This is a genomic window from Microcoleus sp. FACHB-68, assembly GCF_014695715.1.
Lineage (GTDB): Bacteria > Cyanobacteriota > Cyanobacteriia > Cyanobacteriales > Oscillatoriaceae > FACHB-68.
Genome location: NZ_JACJOT010000008.1, coordinates 442179 through 462224, shown reverse-complemented (window position 1 = coordinate 462224; position 20046 = coordinate 442179). Strand labels below are relative to the sequence as shown.

The 20046-nt window shown below is 48.6% G+C and carries 11 protein-coding genes; 8 read left to right on the top strand and 3 right to left on the bottom strand.

Annotated features, from left to right (window positions below; translation table 11 throughout):
- Nucleotides 1–210: 210 nt before the first annotated feature.
- The 3 genes from H6F73_RS25960 to H6F73_RS10890 all read left to right on the top strand — a co-directional run bounded on the left by H6F73_RS25960 (nt 211) and on the right by H6F73_RS10890 (nt 10419).
- Nucleotides 211–6189: a PAS domain S-box protein gene (locus H6F73_RS25960; protein ID WP_199330496.1), complete on the top strand. Its 5979-nt coding sequence runs from the start codon at nt 211–213 to the stop codon at nt 6187–6189.
- A 437-nt stretch (nt 6190–6626) separates the two neighbouring features.
- Nucleotides 6627–8819, top strand: coding sequence for a serine/threonine phosphatase (locus H6F73_RS10895; RefSeq protein ID WP_190758789.1), 2193 nt, complete (start codon nt 6627–6629; stop codon nt 8817–8819).
- A gap of 382 nt (nt 8820–9201) precedes the next feature.
- Complete coding sequence (locus tag H6F73_RS10890) at nt 9202–10419, top strand: protein kinase (RefSeq protein ID WP_190758788.1); 1218 nt, start codon at nt 9202–9204, stop codon at nt 10417–10419.
- Nucleotides 10420–10454: 35 nt separating this feature from the next.
- Here the strand turns inward: H6F73_RS10890 and H6F73_RS10885 are convergent, their stop codons facing one another.
- Complete coding sequence (locus H6F73_RS10885) at nt 10455–10676, bottom strand: DUF4327 family protein (protein ID WP_190759608.1); 222 nt, start codon at nt 10674–10676, stop codon at nt 10455–10457.
- 514 nt (nt 10677–11190) lie between these two features.
- On the opposite strand from H6F73_RS10885, the gene H6F73_RS10880 reads away from it, so the two are divergent.
- Nucleotides 11191–11538 carry a hypothetical protein gene (locus H6F73_RS10880; RefSeq protein WP_190758787.1) on the top strand — a complete coding sequence of 116 codons (348 nt, stop codon included), beginning with the start codon at nt 11191–11193 and terminating at the stop codon, nt 11536–11538.
- A 313-nt stretch (nt 11539–11851) separates the two neighbouring features.
- On the opposite strand, the gene H6F73_RS10875 is transcribed toward H6F73_RS10880, so the two are convergent.
- Nucleotides 11852–14287: a heavy metal translocating P-type ATPase gene (locus H6F73_RS10875; protein WP_242072467.1), complete on the bottom strand. Its 2436-nt coding sequence runs from the start codon at nt 14285–14287 to the stop codon at nt 11852–11854.
- Nucleotides 14288–14668: 381 nt separating this feature from the next.
- The gene (locus H6F73_RS10870; RefSeq protein WP_190758785.1) at nt 14669–15673 is read right to left on the bottom strand and encodes a phosphoribulokinase; all 1005 of its coding nucleotides are present in this window, start codon (nt 15671–15673) and stop codon (nt 14669–14671) included.
- A 421-nt stretch (nt 15674–16094) separates the two neighbouring features.
- Between H6F73_RS10870 and petH the strand changes: the two genes are divergently transcribed.
- From petH to H6F73_RS10850, 4 genes are all read left to right on the top strand, one after another.
- Complete coding sequence (gene petH / locus H6F73_RS10865; RefSeq protein ID WP_190758784.1) at nt 16095–17345, top strand: ferredoxin--NADP reductase; 1251 nt, start codon at nt 16095–16097, stop codon at nt 17343–17345.
- 226 nt (nt 17346–17571) lie between these two features.
- On the top strand, nt 17572–17790 hold the full coding sequence (locus H6F73_RS10860) for a hypothetical protein (protein WP_190758783.1): 219 nt from the start codon (nt 17572–17574) through the stop codon (nt 17788–17790).
- Nucleotides 17790–18080 carry a type II toxin-antitoxin system VapC family toxin gene (locus H6F73_RS10855; protein ID WP_199330495.1) on the top strand — a complete coding sequence of 97 codons (291 nt, stop codon included), beginning with the start codon at nt 17790–17792 and terminating at the stop codon, nt 18078–18080. Before H6F73_RS10860 ends, H6F73_RS10855 begins: the two co-directional genes overlap by 1 nt.
- A 597-nt stretch (nt 18081–18677) precedes the next feature.
- A complete protein-coding gene (locus tag H6F73_RS10850) occupies nt 18678–19994 on the top strand; it encodes a homoserine dehydrogenase (RefSeq protein ID WP_190758782.1) in 1317 nt (438 codons plus the stop codon).
- Nucleotides 19995–20046 lie beyond the last annotated feature (52 nt).

Below are 20046 nucleotides of genomic sequence, written 5' to 3'. Positions count from 1 at the left end.
ATGTTTCCCTTAGCTAATTATAAAAGCCTGATATCCTTTCAGTCTCACCAGCTTGGGGATAAAACCCCTGCCAGCAGTGCATTAAGCCTTTATTTCTATTTATTTTTGTTGAATTAGTTACATTTTGTGTGAAATTTGTAAATTTCTTATTTAATTATGGAATCCTGAAGTGAACCACCTACAAACTCATTGGAGGGTAGGAGTTGACCTATGGTCCCCAACTCCCCGTTTTTTAAATACGGCCACTCTCAAAATGAAGCGCCCGCCGCGCCGTTTGAGCCGGCCCAAGAGAATGCAAATTTTCGGCAAATGGAAGAAGCACGAGGCAGCAGGAGAGCAGAATTAGAGTGGTATCGCAACCTGTACGAAAATAGTCCTGCCATATACTTCACCTTAAACTCAGCTGGCGTGGTGCTGGCGGTCAATCACAATGGTGCAGCCCTTTTGGGTTATAGCGTTGAGGAATTAAAGTGTAGCTCACTTTTTGAGCGGATTCACTCCCAAGACCAAGCAAAGGTGCGATCAACCTTTGCAGATTGGTGGCAGATGCCAGCTGCGGAGGGTGAATGGGAATTTCGGCTGATGCGGCAAGATGGCAGCATCTTATGGGTTAGAACCTCAGTAAAGCTAACCATTAACGAGCAATTATATGAAAACTGCGATTGCTTAGAGCAGCTTTGCGCTAACTGTAATATCGAGTTGCATCTGTCAAAAAATCAAACTCAAAATGCGCTTGCCAAAGAAATTGGCTCATTGCCACGTCTAGCAAGTGATCCTATCGGTTCGCACTCAAACTCGCAGAGCAATATCCCCTCAGTTATTGTGTTGGTTTGTGAAGATATAACTGCTAGCAAGCAAGCAGAGGCAGCACTGGTAGAAGCTCGCCAATTTGTTTTTACGCTTCTCGATAGCACCGATATCTTAGTTCCTGAGTTTGTCTCTCGCTTGTTAGAAGTCATCCCCCAATGGGCAATTTTACCTGCCGGCAATACTGATAACATCCCAACCGGCGAATCGCTAGGAGGAATAAAAGAGCCAAACGTAGTCGTTCTTGACCGGCAAGAACGGATATTACTGTGCAATCAAACGAGCTTGACAACAATCGGTTATCAATTTGAAGAAGTGCAAGGCCGGCTTTTCTCTGAATTATTCTCAGTACCTGAAGCAGAAAACTCAGAAAATAGAAAAGCCGAACATCTCTCACTTTTAACCCAACGGGATGCGTACCGAGCCGAGCCGATAGATCAACCTCTCCAAAGGGATAGCGCAAGTGTATTACTCACAAAAAATGGAACTCACCGGCGCATCGCTTGGACTAAAACAGCTTTGCACAATGCAAACGGCGAGCTTAACTACATAATCTGTACCGGCATTGACATCACCGAGCGCTGCCACGTAGAGGAGGCGCTGCGAGAAAGCGAAGATCGTTACCAGCAGCTACTGGAGCTGTCATTCGAGGCGATCTGGATTCATCAAAACGGAAAGATTGTTTGTATAAACTCTGCTGGGGCTAAACTCCTGGGAGCAAGTCATACCAACCAGTTGCTCGGAAGATCCCTCTTAGATTTTGTCCATGCAGACGACCAAGAGAACTTTAAGGCCAGAATGCGGCAAATTCTCGAAGAAGTTAAGGGAGTACCGCTCATGGAAGAACAATTCATCCGCCTCGACGGGTCAACTGTAGATGTAGAAGTTGCCGCCATTCCCATCACCTATGAAAACCAACCGGCAATTCAAGTTGTGCTGCGCGACATCACCGGGCGCAAACGCTCAGAAGCAGAAAAGACAGACTTAATTACAGCTTTACAAGTACACGCCCGCCAGCAAGCCGCCGTCGCTCAATTAGGTCAGCTAGCACTAGCCGGCAGCCCTTTAGATAGGCTGATGGAGCAAGCAGTTATCTTAGTGACCCAAATATTAGCGGTAGAGTCTTGCAAAATTTTAGAATTACGACCCGATGGTAAAGCCGTGCTACTGAAAGCCGGTGTCGGTTGCCAGGAAGAAACCGGAGAGTATGGCGATGCCGGCAGCACTTTACTTTCAAGCGAGCCGGCGATGGAAACCTTGCGTACCGAAACGCGATTCAGTTCACCCCCCCTGCTTCATGGCAACAGCGCAGTCAGCGGCATCAGCGTAATTGCCGGCAGCAATCAGAAGCGGGGAAAACAGGTCAAGCTTGGTCAAGAAGACGAAGGTTCTCACATAGAGTCACAAGTCTCACAATCTCACTTAAAAGTTTTAGAGCCAGAGACTACCCATCCGCCCACCTTCACCCAAGATGACATTTACTTTCTGCAAGCGATCTCCAATGTGTTAGCCACTGCGATCGAACGCAATAGATCAGAGGCACACCGGCACTTGCTAGAACGGGCAATCACCGCCAGCAGTAACGGCATCATCATCACCGATCCCACCCAGCCAGAGAACCCGATTATTTATGCCAATCCTGGTTTTGAACGCATAACCGGCTATAAACAAGCTGAAATTATTGGTCGTAATTGCCGGTTCTTGCAGGGAAGCAATCGAGACCAAGCTGCCCTCGAACCCCTGCGGCGAGCAATGGCAGAGCAACGAGAGTGTCACGCCATCCTGCAAAATTACCGTAAAGATGGCACATTATTTTGGAATGAATTATACATTTCGCCGGTCAGGGATGCTGCCGGTCAAGTGGTTAACTTTGTCGGCGTCCAGAAGGACATAACCGAGCGCAAGCGAGCAGAAGAGGAGCGAGATCGTTTCTTTACCCTTTCCCTCGATATGCTGTGTATCGCCGGCTTCGATGGCTACTTCAAACGCTTAAATCCCGCCTGGGAAAAAGTTTTAGGCTGGAGTAAAGAACAACTGCAAGCCAAACCATTTATCGAATTTGTCCATCCAGACGATCGCGCCGCAACCTTAGCGGAAACGGCAAAATTAGCCAGTGGAAGCAATACCCTCGCTTTTGAGAATCGCTATCGCTGCGCGGATGGCTCTTATAAGTGGCTTGGGTGGAATTCCACCGTTTGTTTTGAAGAACACATTATTTATGCAGTTGCTCGCGATGTGACAGAGCGAAAGCAAGCCGAACAAGAATTGCAGCGCTCTCACCGGCAAACAATTAACATCCTTGAAAGCATCACCGACGCCTTTTTTGCTGTAGATCACCAGTTCCGCTTCACCTACGTCAATCAGGAAGCCGAACAGCTGCTGCACCAACGGGGCGAATCACTTATCGGTGAGCGGTTGTGGGATAAGTTCCCCGAAACAGTCGGCTCAACCTTTTATGTGGAATACCATAAAGCTTTAAGCGAACAAGTCGCCGTAAAATTTGAAGAATTTTATCCGCCGCTGGGTGCCTGGTTTGCAGTTCACGCCTATCCGGCTGCCGATGGACTGGCGGTTTACTTTACTGAAATTACAGAAAGCAAGCAAACAGAAGAGGGACTGCGACATCGCTTAGGACTCGAAGAGGCACTGGCACAGGTATCGAGATTGTTTGTCTCCACCGGCGACACCGATTTAAATCTAATCCTCCAAATGTTAGGAAAAGCGGTGGTAGCCAATCGCGCCTATATTTTCCAATTTCGAGAAAACACCACCAAAGTGGATAATACCTGTGAGTGGTGTGACGAGCGGACACCATCGCAGATCGACAACTTCCAAAATCAGGACAGCGCCTTATTTCCCTGGTTTATGAAGCAGCTGGTGAGCGCTCAAACCATCGAAATTAGCGATGTGGAAACTTTACCGGATCTTGCCGGCTCAGAAAAAGCGATTCTGCACGCCCGAAGCGTTCGCTCGCTGCTCATCGTACCGATAAAATTTGATAGCGGCGAACTACTCGGATTTATTGGGTTTGACGATACAGAAAAATGCCGACAGTGGTCCGGTGAAGACCTTCGTGTGCTGCGCGTCATTGCAGAGATGATTTCCAGCTACTTCGCCCGCCGGCAAGCCGAACGAGCGCTGCGAGAAAGCGAAACACGGTATCGCCGGATCGTGGAAACCACAACCGAAGGCGTTTGGGTGCTGGATGCTCAAGGAAATACCAATTTTGTCAATCCTCAGATGGCGCAAATGCTGGGCTGGACGGATGGAGAAATGTTAGGGCAGCCATTTTTGGCATTTGTGGACGAGTCGAGCCGCGTTAGCGCCCAGCATTATTTAGAGAACCGCCGGCAAGGAATCGAAGAGCGCTACGATCTTAAACTTCGCCGCAAAGATGACTCCGAAATGTGGGCGATCATCTCCGCCAATCCCATCTTCGATGCAGCGGGGCAATACGCTGGCTCCTTGAAGATGATTACGGATATCACAGAGCGTAAAGCTGCTGAAGTTGCTTTGCAACATCAAAGCGAACGAGAGCGGCTGATGGGGCAGGTGCAAACGCGCATCCGCCAATCTCTTAACCTGGATGAAATTCTGAACACCACCGTTGCCGAAGTGCGGCAATTTTTGGCAACCGACCGAGTGCTGATTTACCGCTTTGAGCCAAACTGGAGTGGGGTAGTCGCGGTAGAGTCAGTTGATGAGCAGTGCATACCGCTGCTAGGAACCGTTATTTATGACCCCTGCTTTGCCCAGACTTATGTGGATTGCTACAAACAAGGTCGCGTCCGAACGATTGAGGATCTGGCGACTACAGATTTAGAACAATGTTACATCGATTTACTCAGTCAGTTTCAGGTGAAAGCCAACTTAGTCGTGCCGGTTTTGCAGGGCGAAAACTTATGGGGATTGTTGATCGCCCATCACTGCTGTGCGCCGCGCCGGTGGCAGCAGCTGGAAATTGATCTGCTCAAGTCCCTAGCAATCCAGGTGGGAATTGCCATCCAGCAATCAGAACTGTACCAGCAGGTGCAGTTGCTTAACACTCAGCTTGAGGGTCAAATACAGGAGCGCACCGGAGAATTACAAGAGTCGCTGAACTTTGCAGAGGTGCTAAAGCGAATTACCGAACGGGTGCGCGAAAGCTTGGATGAAAACCAGATTTTGCAAACTGCTGTACAGGAAGTTGCCAGTGTGCTCAAGGTGGATTACTGTTGTGCGGCTCTGTATAACAGTGAGCGCACCACTGCCAGTATTAGCTATGAGTATACCCAAGCGGCTTTAGGTTCAGCTTTGGGGCAAATTCTGCCAATGGCAGATGCGCCGGCGGTGTATGAGCAGCTCTTAGATGGACAGTATTTTGCCGCCTATGAATCTGGACGCTATCATTTGTTTCAAGGCGCTGAGTTGGGCGATCTCGCCTGTCCCGATTTGGCCCAGCCCCTATCGGCTAAACTGCTATGTCCGATTTTTGATGATCGCGGCACGATCGGCCACCTGGCTGTCTTAAATAAAGCCAGCCGGGTGTTTAGCAACACGGAAATTCTCTTGGCGGGGCAGGTGGCTTCTCAATGCGCCATCGCCCTGCGTCAAGCCCGACTATATCAGGCGGCTCAAGCGCAGGTGGACGAACTGCAAAAACTTAGCCGGCTCAAAGATGAGTTTCTCAGCACAGTTTCCCATGAATTGCGAACACCCATGTCTAACATGAAAATGGCAATTCAGATGTTGGAGATCGCTGGAGGCTGCAAACTTTCAGCCTTCAAAACCGGCAACCAAGCCGTAAGTCCATCCCCTGAAAATTTTTGCAATGAGAAAACCGCTCGTTACCTCCAAATCTTGCATGACGAGTGCGAACGAGAAATTAGTTTAATTAATGATTTGCTGGATTTGCAGCGACTTGATGCCGGTGTGCAGCCGTTGGCATTAGGAAGGATTGAGCTTCAGGAGTGGATTCCTCAAATCGTGCGGCCTTTTCTAGATCGAGCTCGCAATCGGCACCAAAGGTTAGCGGTTCACTTAGCAGCGAACTTACCCCCTTTAATGTCTGACGCTTCCAGTCTGGAGCGCATTCTGGCAGAATTGTTAAATAATGCCTGCAAATATACTCCGCCCCACGAACAAATCACACTCAGTGCCGGCGTGGAAAGTGGAAAAATGCAGTTAAAGGTTACTAATTCCGGAACGGAAATTCCTGCATCTGAGCTGCCCCATATTTTCGAGAAGTTTTATCGGGTTCCGAGTGCAGATCCTTGGAAACAGGGCGGCACCGGCTTGGGCTTAGCGCTGGTGCAAAAACTGATCGATCATTTGGGGGGCACGATTCAGGTGGGAAGTGCTGCCGGTCAAACTTGCTTTACGGTAGAACTGCCCCTAACCTAAAATCTTCAGAAAATAGGCAAATAAGGGTAGCGAGATTTTTATTCTTTGTTTTGGGCTTTCATTCAATCGGGGTATGTCTGGAAAGTGGGAGATTTTATCATTTTTGGCAGATATTTTCTCCTAAACCTTTAAATGACTTGCTGAATCAAAACCAGTTTGGGGTTTCCTTCAACCGGCCTGTCTGCGAACATCAGGAGACCCTATCACTTGGGAGGGATTTTTTCCTGAACCTCACTGACTCACCCAAAACTTCCGTCTTCAATGTGTTATTGGCGATTTTTTGAGAATTTTAAGCATTAAAACTTGCAAATTCATCCGTGCGTGAATTTTGAATTACACTCATAACTCAAAACTGATTACAGGCGGGTTTCACTAAAATGTCGGTGGAACCCTTGATACTGAACAGTAAATCCGCCCCTATCAACTCATAACTCACCATGCTTGTCTGTCCCCAATGTCAGTTTGAAAACCCGAATACGAATAAGTTTTGTCAAAAATGCGGCACTTCCTTAAGTTCCAAGAATTGTCCCCAGTGTCAAAGCCAAGTTGCTTTAAGTGCCCAAAACTGCCCGAATTGCGGTGCTGAGGCAGGAACGGTATGGTTGGCTATCATCTCAAAAGAGGCGGCTAAAGCGGCAACACAGACTTCTGCACCCATTGCGAGTTCAACCCCCAGCGGGGCTGAAACAATCCCTCTAGCGGCAAGCCAAGCGCCTGAAAGTTTCGTGGTCAGCACCGCTCAAGAACCAGCATTGACACCCGATGCCGGTATTGATGAATGGGAAAGTCAACTGCCGGTGAACGACATCGAGGAAAATGAAATCTTTCCTGCTTCATCGTTTCCAGATCCAGCAACCGAGTCAACCCCCGCAACCACTGTCCCAGAAGCCGTGACTGAGCCGGTGAATTCAATCCATCCTACGCCCGAAAGCGTCAGGGCTGATACAGCAGAAGTGCCCCCTCTCAACCCACTGCAAGAAGCCGCTGATCCAATGCCGGAAGATGACTCAGAGGCAAGCACTCTCCTTCTCACCTCAGAATATTTAGATCCCCAACAACGCTACAAACTCCTAAAATCTCTCCCGCAAATCCAAGCCGGCACCAGTGAAACGGTGGTAAAAGTCCTAGACTGTCAGCCTTTCCAGATGTCTCCTTTGGCTGCCCTCGTTAGATCAGGTGGGGCAGTTCAATCCAGACCGCCGTCGGAACCCCCAGCGATTACCCCAACCCTGGCGGACTTAGCAATTCCCGTGCCAGCTCAGCCTTATTTGGCCTTACAGACGCAGTTTGACCTTAACTTGCCAGCCATTCACGATGCTTGGCAGCAAAACGGCCAGACGGTGGTGTTGCTGGAAGATCGTTCAGATTTACCTTTGCTGTTAGCCGAGTGGGGCCGTGATGAAATTCTCCCCCTCCAGTTATTGCAGTGGCTGTATGAAATGACGGAACTGTGGGCAGCATTAGAACCTTGGCACTGCCGGCGCAGCCTGCTAGAGGTGACTAATCTCCGGGTGAATGAGGATCGCAATCTCTGTTTACAACGTTTATATTGTGAAAAATCTGATGTTTCCTTGCCGCTGTCAGATTTAGGGGACTTGTGGCAGATGTTATTTTCTCAATCCCAGCGTACTCAACTGGGATCGATAACCCAGTTGCTGCTAGATTGCAAGGAAGGTGTGATCCTCACTGTTGAAGAGTTGCGCGGTCGTTTAGTCGCGATCGCCGAGGAAATTGAAACCGCTTCTGCACCTGTGCCGGTGGATGCGGATGACGATGATGAAGATATGCCTACGGTGGTTTTACCTATGCAATTGGTCAATCTCCAAAGTGCCGGGGCTACTGATGTAGGCCGGCAACGCGCTCACAATGAAGACTGCTACGGGATTGTAACGAATATCTCTACGATAGAAAGCCCTTTAGGCCGCGCCGTTCGTGCCCGATGCCTTTATATTCTCTGTGATGGGATGGGGGGACACGCCGGCGGTGAAGTTGCCAGCGCCCAAGCGGTTGAAACCCTAAGGCAGTATTTTCAAACTCACTGGCAAGACCAACTCCCGAAGGAAGCGACCATTCGTGAGGCAGTGTTGCTGGCAAACCAAGCTATTTTTGATGTCAATCAAAAAGAAGTGCGTTCTGGTAGTGGCCGGATGGGCACCACCTTAGTCTTGGTGTTAGTGCAAGATACCCAAGTTGCGGTTGCCCATGTGGGAGATAGCCGGCTTTACCGTCTCAGCCGCCGGCAGGGACTCAGGCAAGTTACGGTTGATCACGAAGTCGGTCAGCGGGAAATTAAGCGGGGTATCGATCCGGAAACTGCCTACTCTCGCCCTGATGCTTATCAACTCACGCAAGCCCTAGGGCCACGAGACGAGGATTTCGTTCATCCTGATGTGCAGTTCTTAGAACTCAACGAAGACACGTTGCTGATCCTGGCATCAGACGGACTTACGGATAATGATTTGCTGGAAACCCACAAATCCACTCATCTAGAACCCTTGCTTCGTTATGAGGCTAGTTTGGAACAAGGAGTCAGTGAACTGATCAATCTTGCTAATCAGCATAATGGCCACGACAATATCACCGCTATCCTGATTCGGGCGCTGGTTCAACCCAGCAAGCGGGAATTTTAAGTGACTCAAAAAAAGGGTGAAGGGTAAACTGAACACACTTCACTCTTCCCCTGGTTACAGGCAATTAATGTTTCAGGGTTCCCTTTTTCCCTGCGGTTAAAGGAAATTTGCTATTTTTCAGCGAGAAATTAGATGAACTGAGTCGAAAATCAGGTCATACCGGCAAGTGTGACAGCGCTTGAGTTTCTGCTATTTCAAGCAGCGAACGCCCCATTCAAAATCGAAAATTGAAAATCTAAAATGGTACAGGGCATCTGTAAGAAGCCACTCATTCTCCTATGGGTCAAAAGCATTGGCATCTGCTCACCGGCTTCCTTTAGGGGATGCAGTTGTTCAGATATGAAAAAGATTGAGAAAGTTTATTGAGTCTAGGACTATAGCGTTGTTAACTCTCACCCTTTTACATCCCGAAAAACAAATCCCACTGCAACAGTGGCAGTTTGAGAACGAGACGGTTATCCGCATTGGCCGGTCTCCTGACAATCAGGTAATTCTGCACGATCTGCTAGTCTCCCGGCTGCATTTGGAACTTCGTTTAGGTGCCGGTGGGATGTGGGTACTGGTTAATAAGGGCACAAATGGCACGTTTGTTGATGGCACTTTAATGTCGCAAGGGCTAGTTTCGGATGGCGCGGTGATCCAGCTGGCTTCGGGCGGCCCTCGGCTGAAGTTGGAAGTTCAAAACGAAACGGTAGTCCAGCAAGGAACGCCCTCACCGGCAGCAGGTACGTCTGCAAATAATTGTACTCATGCCGGTAATCCAGTCGGGAACTTGTTTTGTATCCACTGCGGTCAACCAATTAAAGTTGAATGGACGATCCACCAGTATCAGGTCTTGCGTACTCTGGGAAAGGGCGGGATGGGCACAACTTATTTAGCGTGTCAGGAAACAGTTAACTCTGCCCGCCAACCTCAACTTTTGGTACTCAAAGAGATGAATGCGGATATGGCAAAAGTTGCCAAAGCCCGCGAACTGTTTGAACGGGAAGCGCGTATCCTCCAAGGACTTAACCATCCGGGAATTCCGCAATTTTTTGATTTTTTTGTTGAAGGTAATAAAAAATACCTGGCAATGGAATTAATCCACGGTCAGGATTTAGAGAAGCGGGTTTACCAGCGCGGCCCTGTGACGCCGGCACAAGCTGTTGACTGGATGATTCAAACCTGTGACATTTTAGACTACATTCACAGCCAAACTCCTCCAATTATTCACCGGGATATTAAGCCGGCAAATTTGATGGTTCGCCATGTAGACAACCGCGTTGTGGTTTTAGACTTTGGTGCAGTTAAAGAAATTGGCACGCCTTTAGGTACTCGTATCGGTGCCCCAGATTACAGTGCCCCAGAGCAAAACCGGGGTCAGCCGCTCACCCAGTCAGACCTTTATGCAATTGGCCCGACTCTGATCTTTCTGTTGACCGGCGAAAGCCCTCACAGGTTTTTTAGTCGGCAAGGCAATGACTATCGATTTAATGTGGAAACTGTGCCCACGATCACGCCAAAATTACGGGCGGTAATCGAGCGGGTAACAGAACCTAAACCGAGTCATCGCTACCAAAATGCTGGAGAACTCACTCAAGCGTTGGCCACTTGTGTGTAATAGCCGCCCGATTACCCATAGAGCCGGAAATCGCTCTAGGCTTCTTCTTCCCAAGTTTCCACCGCTAGCAACTCGCTGACGGGATCTTGCATGGAAAACTCAAATTCCTGCAATTCTTTTTTCCAGTAAGGCCATTCGTCGCCATAGAGTAGGGAAATCTTCCAGAGGCTATCTGTTGGCTTGATAATCTTTGAGTCCACAAGAGAACGCACCTGACGCTGAAATTTCTCCATCGGGTGAATAACCTGCTGGTTCATACAACCTTTTACCATGATTGAATTTTGCAAATATCTATTGATGCTTTTGATGCTTTGCACTACAGATTTATTCCCTGTGCGTAGATTTCAAGGGGGTCTGCAATGTACCTTCTAATCTTTTATCGTACTATATCTGGTTTTGGCAAGTTGTTTTTGGGTGGGTAACCCGTACTCGCATAAAAAATCGCACAATGCACCAATTGCTGAGCGATCAATAACCTTACCTTGCCTAGCCGATGATTATAGCTATCCTAACGCACAGAGAAAATTTTTGGGCAAAGCTGTGTTCATCTGAATTTCAACCGACCTAGTGAACTCGCCAACAGTCTGCTCCTGAGGCTGCTATGTTATTAGCGTACCAAAGCTGAGCAGTGGATAGTTGAATTTAGAGTTCAATTTCTAAAGATACCTTATGCTGGCAGCTAGTGTGTTCTACCCTTAGTATCATTCTAAACTGAGGTTCTCGGTTCGGTATGATCAGGAGGGTTTTAATATTGCGCCTCCGGAGTTGCCTATGGCTCGCTACACTGGTTTATTTATTGTTGCAGTTCCGATTGATCGTCTCCGGCAATTACTGATTGACGTTCTAGAATCCTGCAGTTGTGAAATTATCTACGACACTGGGGATTATATAATGGCCCGCGAAGTGCCCGGTCAAATCTCCTATACCAAATTAGTGAAAGTGGAAGTCCTCATTGATCGCCCGAATGGCGAGAACGACGAAATTCGGATGAACTTTGTGACTAAAAATGAAGAACTGCCCCTGCACGCTGACAACCATTGCCGGCAAATGTTCAATCAGATCCAGCAAGCCATTGAACGAAACCGTCAGTGGCACGTTGTCGAAAGTACCATCAGCTAATGCTCTTGAGTTGACGAGAGTTATCCCCGGTCAAAAACTCATTTTATAAGTTGGCTTTTTAAAGAGATCATTCACTCAAAATCAGCAGCTTATGAGGGTTGTCACTGAAATACTGAAAAGTAATAAAGAAGACAACTCTCCCGGATTTTGTTAATTTCCTTCATTCAGTCTCTTCGGCGGGTGTGCTTAAAGAGAAGAGAAATGCAACCTAACAGCAGCGAGCTGATTGCCCCCTGCATCTGCCAGTGGGCTGAAATTATCAGCAAAGTTGAACGGTGAGTGCGACGGCTGAGTGTGGGCACCGGCAGCCGCATCAGCCATCCAACCGGGAGAAAGTCCGCCGCAAAAGTAGAGAATTTCCAACGACGCTAATAGAGCTAAAAGCCATCAGTGCACCGGCAGCAGCAGGGCTAAGCACAATACCAAAGCCAGGTAGCAGGGCACCGGCTGCAACGGGAATACCGAGGGTGTTGTAAGCAAACGCCCAGAACAAATTCTGACGGATTGTGAGAAGGGTGCGCCGGCTTAGCTCAATTGATTTGACTGTATCCATCAAATGATTGTGCATCAGCACAATGCCAGCAGTTTCCACAGCCACATCTGTGCCTGAGTGCAAGGCAATCCCGACATCTGCTTGCGCCAGGGCAGGTGCATCATTAATCCCGTCTCCCACCATTGCCACCCGATGCCCCTGAGCCTGTAGGCGGGCAATGGCAGTGGCTTTGCCATCCGGACGAACCCCGGCGATCACATCTGTCGCTGTCAGCCCCAGTTGTTGGGCAATGGCGTCAGCCGCTTCTTGGCGATCGCCGGTGAGCAGCATCACGCTTAGCCCCATCTGCCGCAAGCGTTCTAAGGTGGCTTTAGCATCAGAGCGCAATGTGTCTCGACAGGCAATTAGCCCTACTAAAACACCGGCAGCCGCCACGTAAACCACCGTTTTGCCGGCAGATGCCAACTCCAAAACGCGAGTTCGCTCGGCCTCTGTGATGGCAATTCCCTGCTGTATCAGCCACTCATCCGTGCCTAAAACTACCATTAAGCCATTAACTAAGGCGCGAACCCCCAGCCCTGGTTCAGTGTGAAAATCCTGTGCGCTCAGCAACGGCAATTCAAGCCGATGGGCTTCCTCGACAATGGCCACTGCGAGAGGATGGCTGGCCCCACTTTCGACAGTGGCGGCTAGCTGGAGAAGAAAATTTTCCGGTTTTAGATTTGAATTTTTAATGAATTCAGGATTTAACATTAAAAATTTGGAATAATTGCCTATCGGCAGGCAATCAGTTAGCGCAGGATGACCTGTTGTTAAAGTGCCGGTTTTATCAAATACGACGGTATCTAACTGGTGGACTTTTTCTAAAACGTCGCCGCCACGAATTAAAAGTCCGCGTTCCGCGCCGATGCCGGTGCCGACGAGGATAGCAGTTGGGGTGGCGAGTCCCAAAGCACAGGGACAGGCAATCACTAACACGGCGATGGTTAACTTCAAACTCAGCAGTAGTCCTGAGTCCTGAGTGCTAAGCGCCGAGTCAGGGGAAATGACCGGCATTTCATGGTGAACAGAGGCAATATGTTGCGCTTGGGGCAGCGTTTCTAATGGCCACAGGTGGGTGCCGGCAAAATACCAGAAGATAAAGGTGAGCAGGGCAATTGTCATCACGCCATAAGTGAAGTAACCAGCCACCATATCCGCTAGCTTTTGCACGGGTGCCTTACGGGTTTGGGCGTCTTCGACTAAGGTGACAATCTGAGCTAGGGTGGTGTCCTTGCCGGTGCGTGTCGCCCTCACAACGATTGCACCTGACTGATTCAGGGTGCCGGCGGCAACGAGTGAAGCGGGTTGTTTAATCACCGGCACCGCTTCGCCGGTCAGCATTGATTCATCGACCGTTGTGGTGCCGGCTACCACTTCCCCATCAACGGGAATTTTCTCACCTGGAAGCACTTGCAACCATTCCCCAACTCGGACTTGAGCAACTGGAATTTCTACGCCTTCAGTGGTGCTGCCGTTCTTGGCTGGATCGGCAACTAAACGAGCGGTGGCCGGTTGTAAGCTAATTAGAGCTTCAAGCGCATTGGCAGCACGTCGTCTGGCTAGCTGCTCCAGCGTCCGCCCTAGTAGGATGAAGCCTAGCAGCATCACCGGCTCATCGAAAAAACACTCCCATCCCAGTTGAGGGAATAGGAGGGCCACACAGCTAGCCAGGTAAGCGCTCATCGCTCCTAATCCGACGAGGGTATTCATATTGGGAGCATTGCGCCGCAACCCCCGCCAGCCATCTATAAAAATTGATCTTCCTGGCCCTAGGAGGGCGACGGTCGCTAATCCCCAGTGGAACCAAATCGTGCTGAGGAAGGGAAGGTCTGCCCAACCCATTTGTCCTAGATGGCCAATTCCGGACAGCAGGATCAGAATGCCGGCAAAGGCAACGCGCCATAATTGCTGCTGGAAGGACTGCCGGCGTCGCTCAGCGGGGGAAATTGGGCCGGTTCTTTCAAGGTTGGTGGCTGATTCACTTTGGCCCTTGCGCGGCTGAGTGGGAAAGCCGGCTAAAGTCAACTGATTTGCTAGCGCATCTGGGTCTACAATGCCGGTTTCACAGGCCACACTTGCCACCTCAGTGGCCAAATTCACACAAGCTGAAATTACGCCCGGATGCTGGATCAGCTGCCGTTCTACAACCGTCACGCAGCCAGCACATTTCATGCCGGCGACATCCAAGGTAATCATTTCTTGGGCGGCGGCCATTTTCCCCGCATTGCCTTTGTGATTGGCGTGCGCTGTGTCTGGAGAAACTTGCATAGAAAATCTCGGAATTGACGAGAACACCTCAACGCCTTAGAAACGCCAGCTTTTGCGTTTCTCAAGAGCGTCTCTACTTCGAGGGTAGGCGAAATTCCGAGATCCGGCTCAAGATTTACTAAGTTTTTTTAAGTTTTATTTTTTATTGCCATCCACTAACTTAGAGTGTGGAGTTTTTGGTGCTCAGTCAAAAACTTCACTGTGAGATCCACACTCAGCAGTGGGCACGAATAACTAATTTAGAGTGTGGAGTTTTTGGTGCTCAGTCAAACACTTAACTCAGAACTCAGAACTCCACACTCAGCACTCACAACAGAGTAATGGGCACTAAACTTTCGCAGTCATCTTGGCTTCACCGGCTGTTAAGCGCTCGTAGGTTGCCCGCATTTTCAGGCCGGTTAGCACTTGGAACAAGCCGGTGCCATTGTTAGAACCGGGATATTCTTTGTGTTGAAGCAGTAGATGAGTCAGCTCCCCGTAGTATTTAGTAGCGGTATTGCTGAGGTGGCCTTCAATATAGATCACCTCTTCGAGATTGTCGAATTGACCGTCTACTTCTAGTACGGAGACTTCGTGGCCATAGTAGGTATCGGGGCCATAGAACATCCTGATACCAGGATAAGAGCAGGTGAGTTTTCGGCCACAAGGAGTCCAGTTAATGGTTGAGCCTTCATCAAACAGGTATGCCGGCTCAAAGCCTTCTACGCCAAAGCGCTGGAGTAAGCGGACTCGCAGCACCTTGCGTTCTTTGTCCTCTTTGATTAATTCTGTCGGCAACACTTGGATCACGACATCCGCAAATTCTTTTTGCGGTTCGATGTAGGCACTAAAGTCTGGCCGGCGGGCGTTGATGGCAGCAATGACATCTTCATAACGATGACCACGCTCTGCCATATCTCGCTGAATTTTCCAAGCAATTTTGACATCATCGCTGATGTCGAGGTAAACGCTGAAGTCCAGCAGTGATCGCACCCGTTCGTCATACAGGGGGTGAAGCCCTTCTACCACAATGATGTGATTGGGATCAACCCGTTCGGGTGGGTCAATCATGCCGGTTTCGTGATTGTAGATAGGCTTGTCGATTGCTTGACCGTTCTTGAGCGCTTTGATTTGCTCATACATCAGGTCAAAGTTGTTAGCCTTAGGGTTAAGCGCCGTAATTCCAGTTTCTTTACGCTGTTTGCGATCTAAGCTGTGGTAGTCGTCTAAACAGATTACGGTGACAAAATCTTCCCCGAACAAATCTGTCAAGCGGCGCAAAAATGTGGACTTACCGCATCCGGAGTCTCCGGCGACGCCAATTAAAACCACGCGATCCGGCTTACTGGTCATAGATTCCCTCTATCGATAAAGATTGTTTCCTAACTGAGTCCTAAGCAAATTCACTCCGCAGCCCAGAGGAGACCCCGGTGTTCTGGAGTGTAGCGATCTCTAACAGATGCTACGCGATTCGGCTGACGCATAAGCTATCGCTTTTCTCAATCGACTGCAAAGACAGAGTCAACACGTTTCACACAGCAGTCTAATGTCTGCCGGTTCGTGAAGGCTCTAGCTTCCCTAAGCTGAGTATTTAATACTAAGTGTTGAGGTCGATCTTACCAGAACAGGCTTACCCCTACAAGGCTGAGGGTCAGTTGAATAATTGAGTTCAGTACCTATGCTAAGGTTAATTGCGTCTTAAAAAAAATTAAAATTGACTCAATAGTTACATTCTTTGAGTTAGTTACCCGGTAAGGTGAGGGAAGATTAAGCAATGTACAATCCAAGCGCAGCGGGGAGTCCTGCTAATACGGTGTCTGGTAATCGCCTCTTTGTTTATGAAGTGGTTGGTCTGAGTCAGAACGAAGTAACCGACCAAATGGCTCCCCCCATTCGTCGCAGTGGCAGTGTGTTTATCACGGTGCCCTACAACCGCATGAATCAGGAAATGCGACGGATCACTCGCATGGGTGGCCAGATTGTCAGCATCCGGCCCTTGAGTGCTGACAGCGAAGCGAATGGCCAAAGCACGCAAGCCAATGGCTCGCAGGCTCCAAAGTCAGAAACAGAAAGCAAGCCTATGGATGGCTCGCAGGCTACAAAGTCAGAAGAAAAAAGCAAGCCTATGACTCAAGCCAAGCATAAAACTGACATTCCGGTTAATATTTATCGGCCCAACAATCCTTATGTTGGAAAATGTCTGTCTAATGAAGAGTTAGTGCGCGAGGGTGGAGAAGGCACCGTCCGTCACCTGAAATTCGACATTTCTGGCGGGGATTTGCGCTATCTCGAAGGTCAGAGTATCGGGATGATTCCAGCCGGCACCGATAAAAACGGCAAACCTCACAAGCTGAGACTGTACTCCATTGCTTCAACTCGCCACGGGGACGATGTTGATGACAAGACTATCTCGCTGTGTGTCCGGCAGTTGGTGTACAAGCATCCAGAAACCGGCGAAAAAGTTGAAGGTGTTTGCTCGACCTACCTCTGCAATCTCAATGTCGGGGATGAGGTGAAAATCACCGGCCCTGTCGGTAAGGAAATGCTGTTGCCAGAAGACCCGAACGCCACCATAATTATGATGGCCACCGGCACCGGCATTGCACCCTTCCGCGCTTACCTGTGGCGGATGTTTAAGGAACAGCACGAAGACTACAAGTTCAACGGTTTGGCTTGGCTGTTCTTTGGTGTTGCCTACACTCCCAATCTCTTATATAAGGATGAGTTGGAGGAGTTGGAGAACAAGTACCCAGATAATTTCCGCTTGACCCGTGCCATTAGCCGCGAACAGAAGAATGCTCAAGGCGGCAAAATGTATATCCAAAACCGGATTCAAGAAAACGCAGATGAATTGTGGGAGTTGGTTCAGAAGCCAAATACCCATGTTTATATTTGCGGTTTGAAGGGTATGGAAGGCGGCATTGATGAGGGGATGTCTGCGGCTGCCGGCAAGCATGGTGTTAATTGGACGGATTACCAGAAGCAGATGAAGAAGGAAGACCGCTGGCACGTAGAAACCTACTAAGCTCAGTTGATCTGCATCTAATTTGCATTCCGTGGGGCGGGCAAAATGCCTATCCCACAGGAAATAAAAAATCTAATATTGCAAGTTAGATTATTCTCACGGTTTTGGTAACTTTTTAATATCAAATGTAAGGGCGAGGTATCAATAGATGCCTCGCCTTTGCTGTTGGGGAGAATTCGGGATGCCGGTGTGATAATAATTTTAGAGATTAAAAGGAGCCGGTCAGATGGCAGATAAACAAGTCGCAGACTTAACCTTAGAAGAACTCAAAGGTTTGATCGCTCAGGTTGTCGATCAACGGTTACGACACGAGCAGCAACCGCAACGTCCAGTGGACAAAGAAGCTTTGAAGAAGACTTTAGAGTCGATTGACAGCCATATGTGGACACCGCCACCAGGAGCGCCATCGACGCTGGAAATGCTGCGTGAGGATCGAGGCAGATAATGGCAATCTATGTAGTTGATGCCAGTGTGGTGATTCGGCGCTTCATCATAGAGCCTTACACGCCAGAGGTAAAGGTTTTGTTTGCTCGGATGTACCAAAGTGATGATTTGTATGTGCCTGAGTTTTGTCTGCTTGAGTGCGTTAATGTTCTGTGGAAGAAAGTTCGCTTTCAGGGACTGCCGCAGACAGACGCCGAGCAATTCATTCATGAACTGTTGGCGCTACCTTTTCAAGTTGTGCGAGTTAACACTTTGCTGGCTCGGGCGTTGCAAATTGGTTTAACGCATTAATTAGCTGTGTACGACTCGCTTTATATTGCATTAGCATTAAATCTAAATTGCCCTTTAATTACAGTAGACGAGCGACAATTAAATGCCGCAAGTGATGCAGGTGTCGTTATTAAACCAATTACTGATTTTATGCCGACCTCTTGAAACGAAGATAGTTAGTTTCAAGAACCTCTTTTTTTTTAAAATAACCTCAAACACGACACGACGCGGAATATTATTTTCTTGCTATTGCTAATAAGAACCACTGTCACCTTTATGCCGGCCAAAGAATATCATGACATCCGGCGCTTTTTTAAGCGTGTTCTGCCTTTCTACCGGATACCACAATAAATCACCGGCAGCAAAAACATCAGCCTCATCAGCAAAAAATAATTACAGTGCCTGCTTGATGTAAACAATCCACTTAAACTGCTTTGTATTATCTGTGATTGGCTGACCGTCAGTGTTTAGCTAGATAATGGCTTGCTGGGAAGTTTTTGGTGAGGTTACCATTGATTGCCTCCACCAAATCGGTCGAATTGTTCTAAGCTTAACCTTTAGGCGCGGGTAACTGTCACAATAGTTTTGGCAAGAATTTAGTCAATACGGATTGAAATCGTGGCTTTCAAAGTAGGTTTGTTGGGATTAGGCACAGTTGGCACCGGCACGGCGGAGATTTTACTCTCCCCAGAAGGGCGTCATCCACTGTTGCAAGAGTTGGAAATCTATAAAATTGGAGTGCGTTCCCTTGATAAAGGTCGCACTTTACAAATAGACAAAAATGTGTATACAACAGACCTTGAATCAATCGTCACTGATCCGGCTGTTGACATTGTGGTAGAGGTGATCGGGGGACTTGAACCGGCACGCAGCCTCATTCTCAAAGCCATTGCCGGCGGTAAACACGTTGTCACCGCCAACAAAGCAGTCATCGCCCGCTATGGCGACGAAATCTTCACCGCAGCCAATGAAAAAGGCGTCTACGTCCTTCTAGAAGCCGCTGTTGGCGGTGGCATCCCCGTCATTCAACCCCTCAAACAATCCTTGGGTGCGAACCGCATTCAAAGCGTCACCGGCATCGTTAACGGCACCACCAACTACATCCTCACCCGAATGGCAACAGAAGGGGCGGACTTTGCCGATGTGCTCGCCGATGCCCAAAAACTTGGTTATGCGGAAGCCGATCCCACCGCAGATGTTGATGGTTTTGACGCTGCCGATAAAATCGCAATTCTGGCAAGTTTAGCCTTTAACGGACGCATTAAACTTGAACAAATTTACCGTGAAGGCATTCGGCAAATCAGTGCAGCCGATATTGCCTATGCCGAAAAATTAGATTTTGTAATTAAATTGCTGGCAATTGCCAAGCGTGAAGTTACAACCTCTGGGAATTCTCAACCTTCTACTCAAGATAATCTGCAACTGAGAGTGCATCCAACCTTAGTACCAAAAACGCATCCACTCGCCAGTATTAACGGTGTTTATAATGCAATTTTGATAGAGGGAGAACCCCTCGGACAGGTGATGTTTTATGGACGGGGTGCCGGTGCCGGCCCGACTGCGAGTGCGGTTGTCGCAGATATTATGAATATTGCGGCGGTTCTAAAAACCGAAACTGAAACCATACCTCATCCATTAATTAGTTGCTCTCACCAGCATTACTGCACCATCGCCCCAATGGAAGAAGTGGTGAGCCGGTTTTACGCCCGTTTCCTAACACGAGATCAACCCGGTGTGATTGGCAAATTAGGCACCAGTTTTGGCAACCACGGCGTTAGCTTAGAATCTATCGTACAAACAGGAATGCGCGATCATTTAGCAGAAATTGTTGTAGTTACGCACGATGTTCGTGAAGGGAATTTCCGACAAGCTTTAGAAGAAATTCGCACGCTAGATGCTGTCGATAGCATTCCGAGTATTCTGCGTGTACTTTAACCGGCAACGGCAGATTTTAAAGCTTGCGTAAACTTTTCTGTAGAATTGGCTA

Excerpts from the sequence above, each read along its gene's own strand:
- H6F73_RS25960 (WP_199330496.1), top strand. The coding sequence starts at position 211 with ATGGTCCCCAACTCCCCGTTTTTTAAATACGGCCACTCTCAAAATGAA.
- H6F73_RS10895 (WP_190758789.1), top strand. The coding sequence starts at position 6,627 with ATGCTTGTCTGTCCCCAATGTCAGTTTGAAAACCCGAATACGAATAAG.
- H6F73_RS10885 (WP_190759608.1), bottom strand. The coding sequence starts at position 10,676 with ATGAACCAGCAGGTTATTCACCCGATGGAGAAATTTCAGCGTCAGGTG.
- H6F73_RS10880 (WP_190758787.1), top strand. The coding sequence starts at position 11,191 with ATGGCTCGCTACACTGGTTTATTTATTGTTGCAGTTCCGATTGATCGT.
- H6F73_RS10875 (WP_242072467.1), bottom strand. The coding sequence starts at position 14,287 with ATGGCCGCCGCCCAAGAAATGATTACCTTGGATGTCGCCGGCATGAAA.
- H6F73_RS10870 (WP_190758785.1), bottom strand. The coding sequence starts at position 15,673 with ATGACCAGTAAGCCGGATCGCGTGGTTTTAATTGGCGTCGCCGGAGAC.
- petH (WP_190758784.1), top strand. The coding sequence starts at position 16,095 with ATGTACAATCCAAGCGCAGCGGGGAGTCCTGCTAATACGGTGTCTGGT.
- H6F73_RS10860 (WP_190758783.1), top strand. The coding sequence starts at position 17,572 with ATGGCAGATAAACAAGTCGCAGACTTAACCTTAGAAGAACTCAAAGGT.
- H6F73_RS10855 (WP_199330495.1), top strand. The coding sequence starts at position 17,790 with ATGGCAATCTATGTAGTTGATGCCAGTGTGGTGATTCGGCGCTTCATC.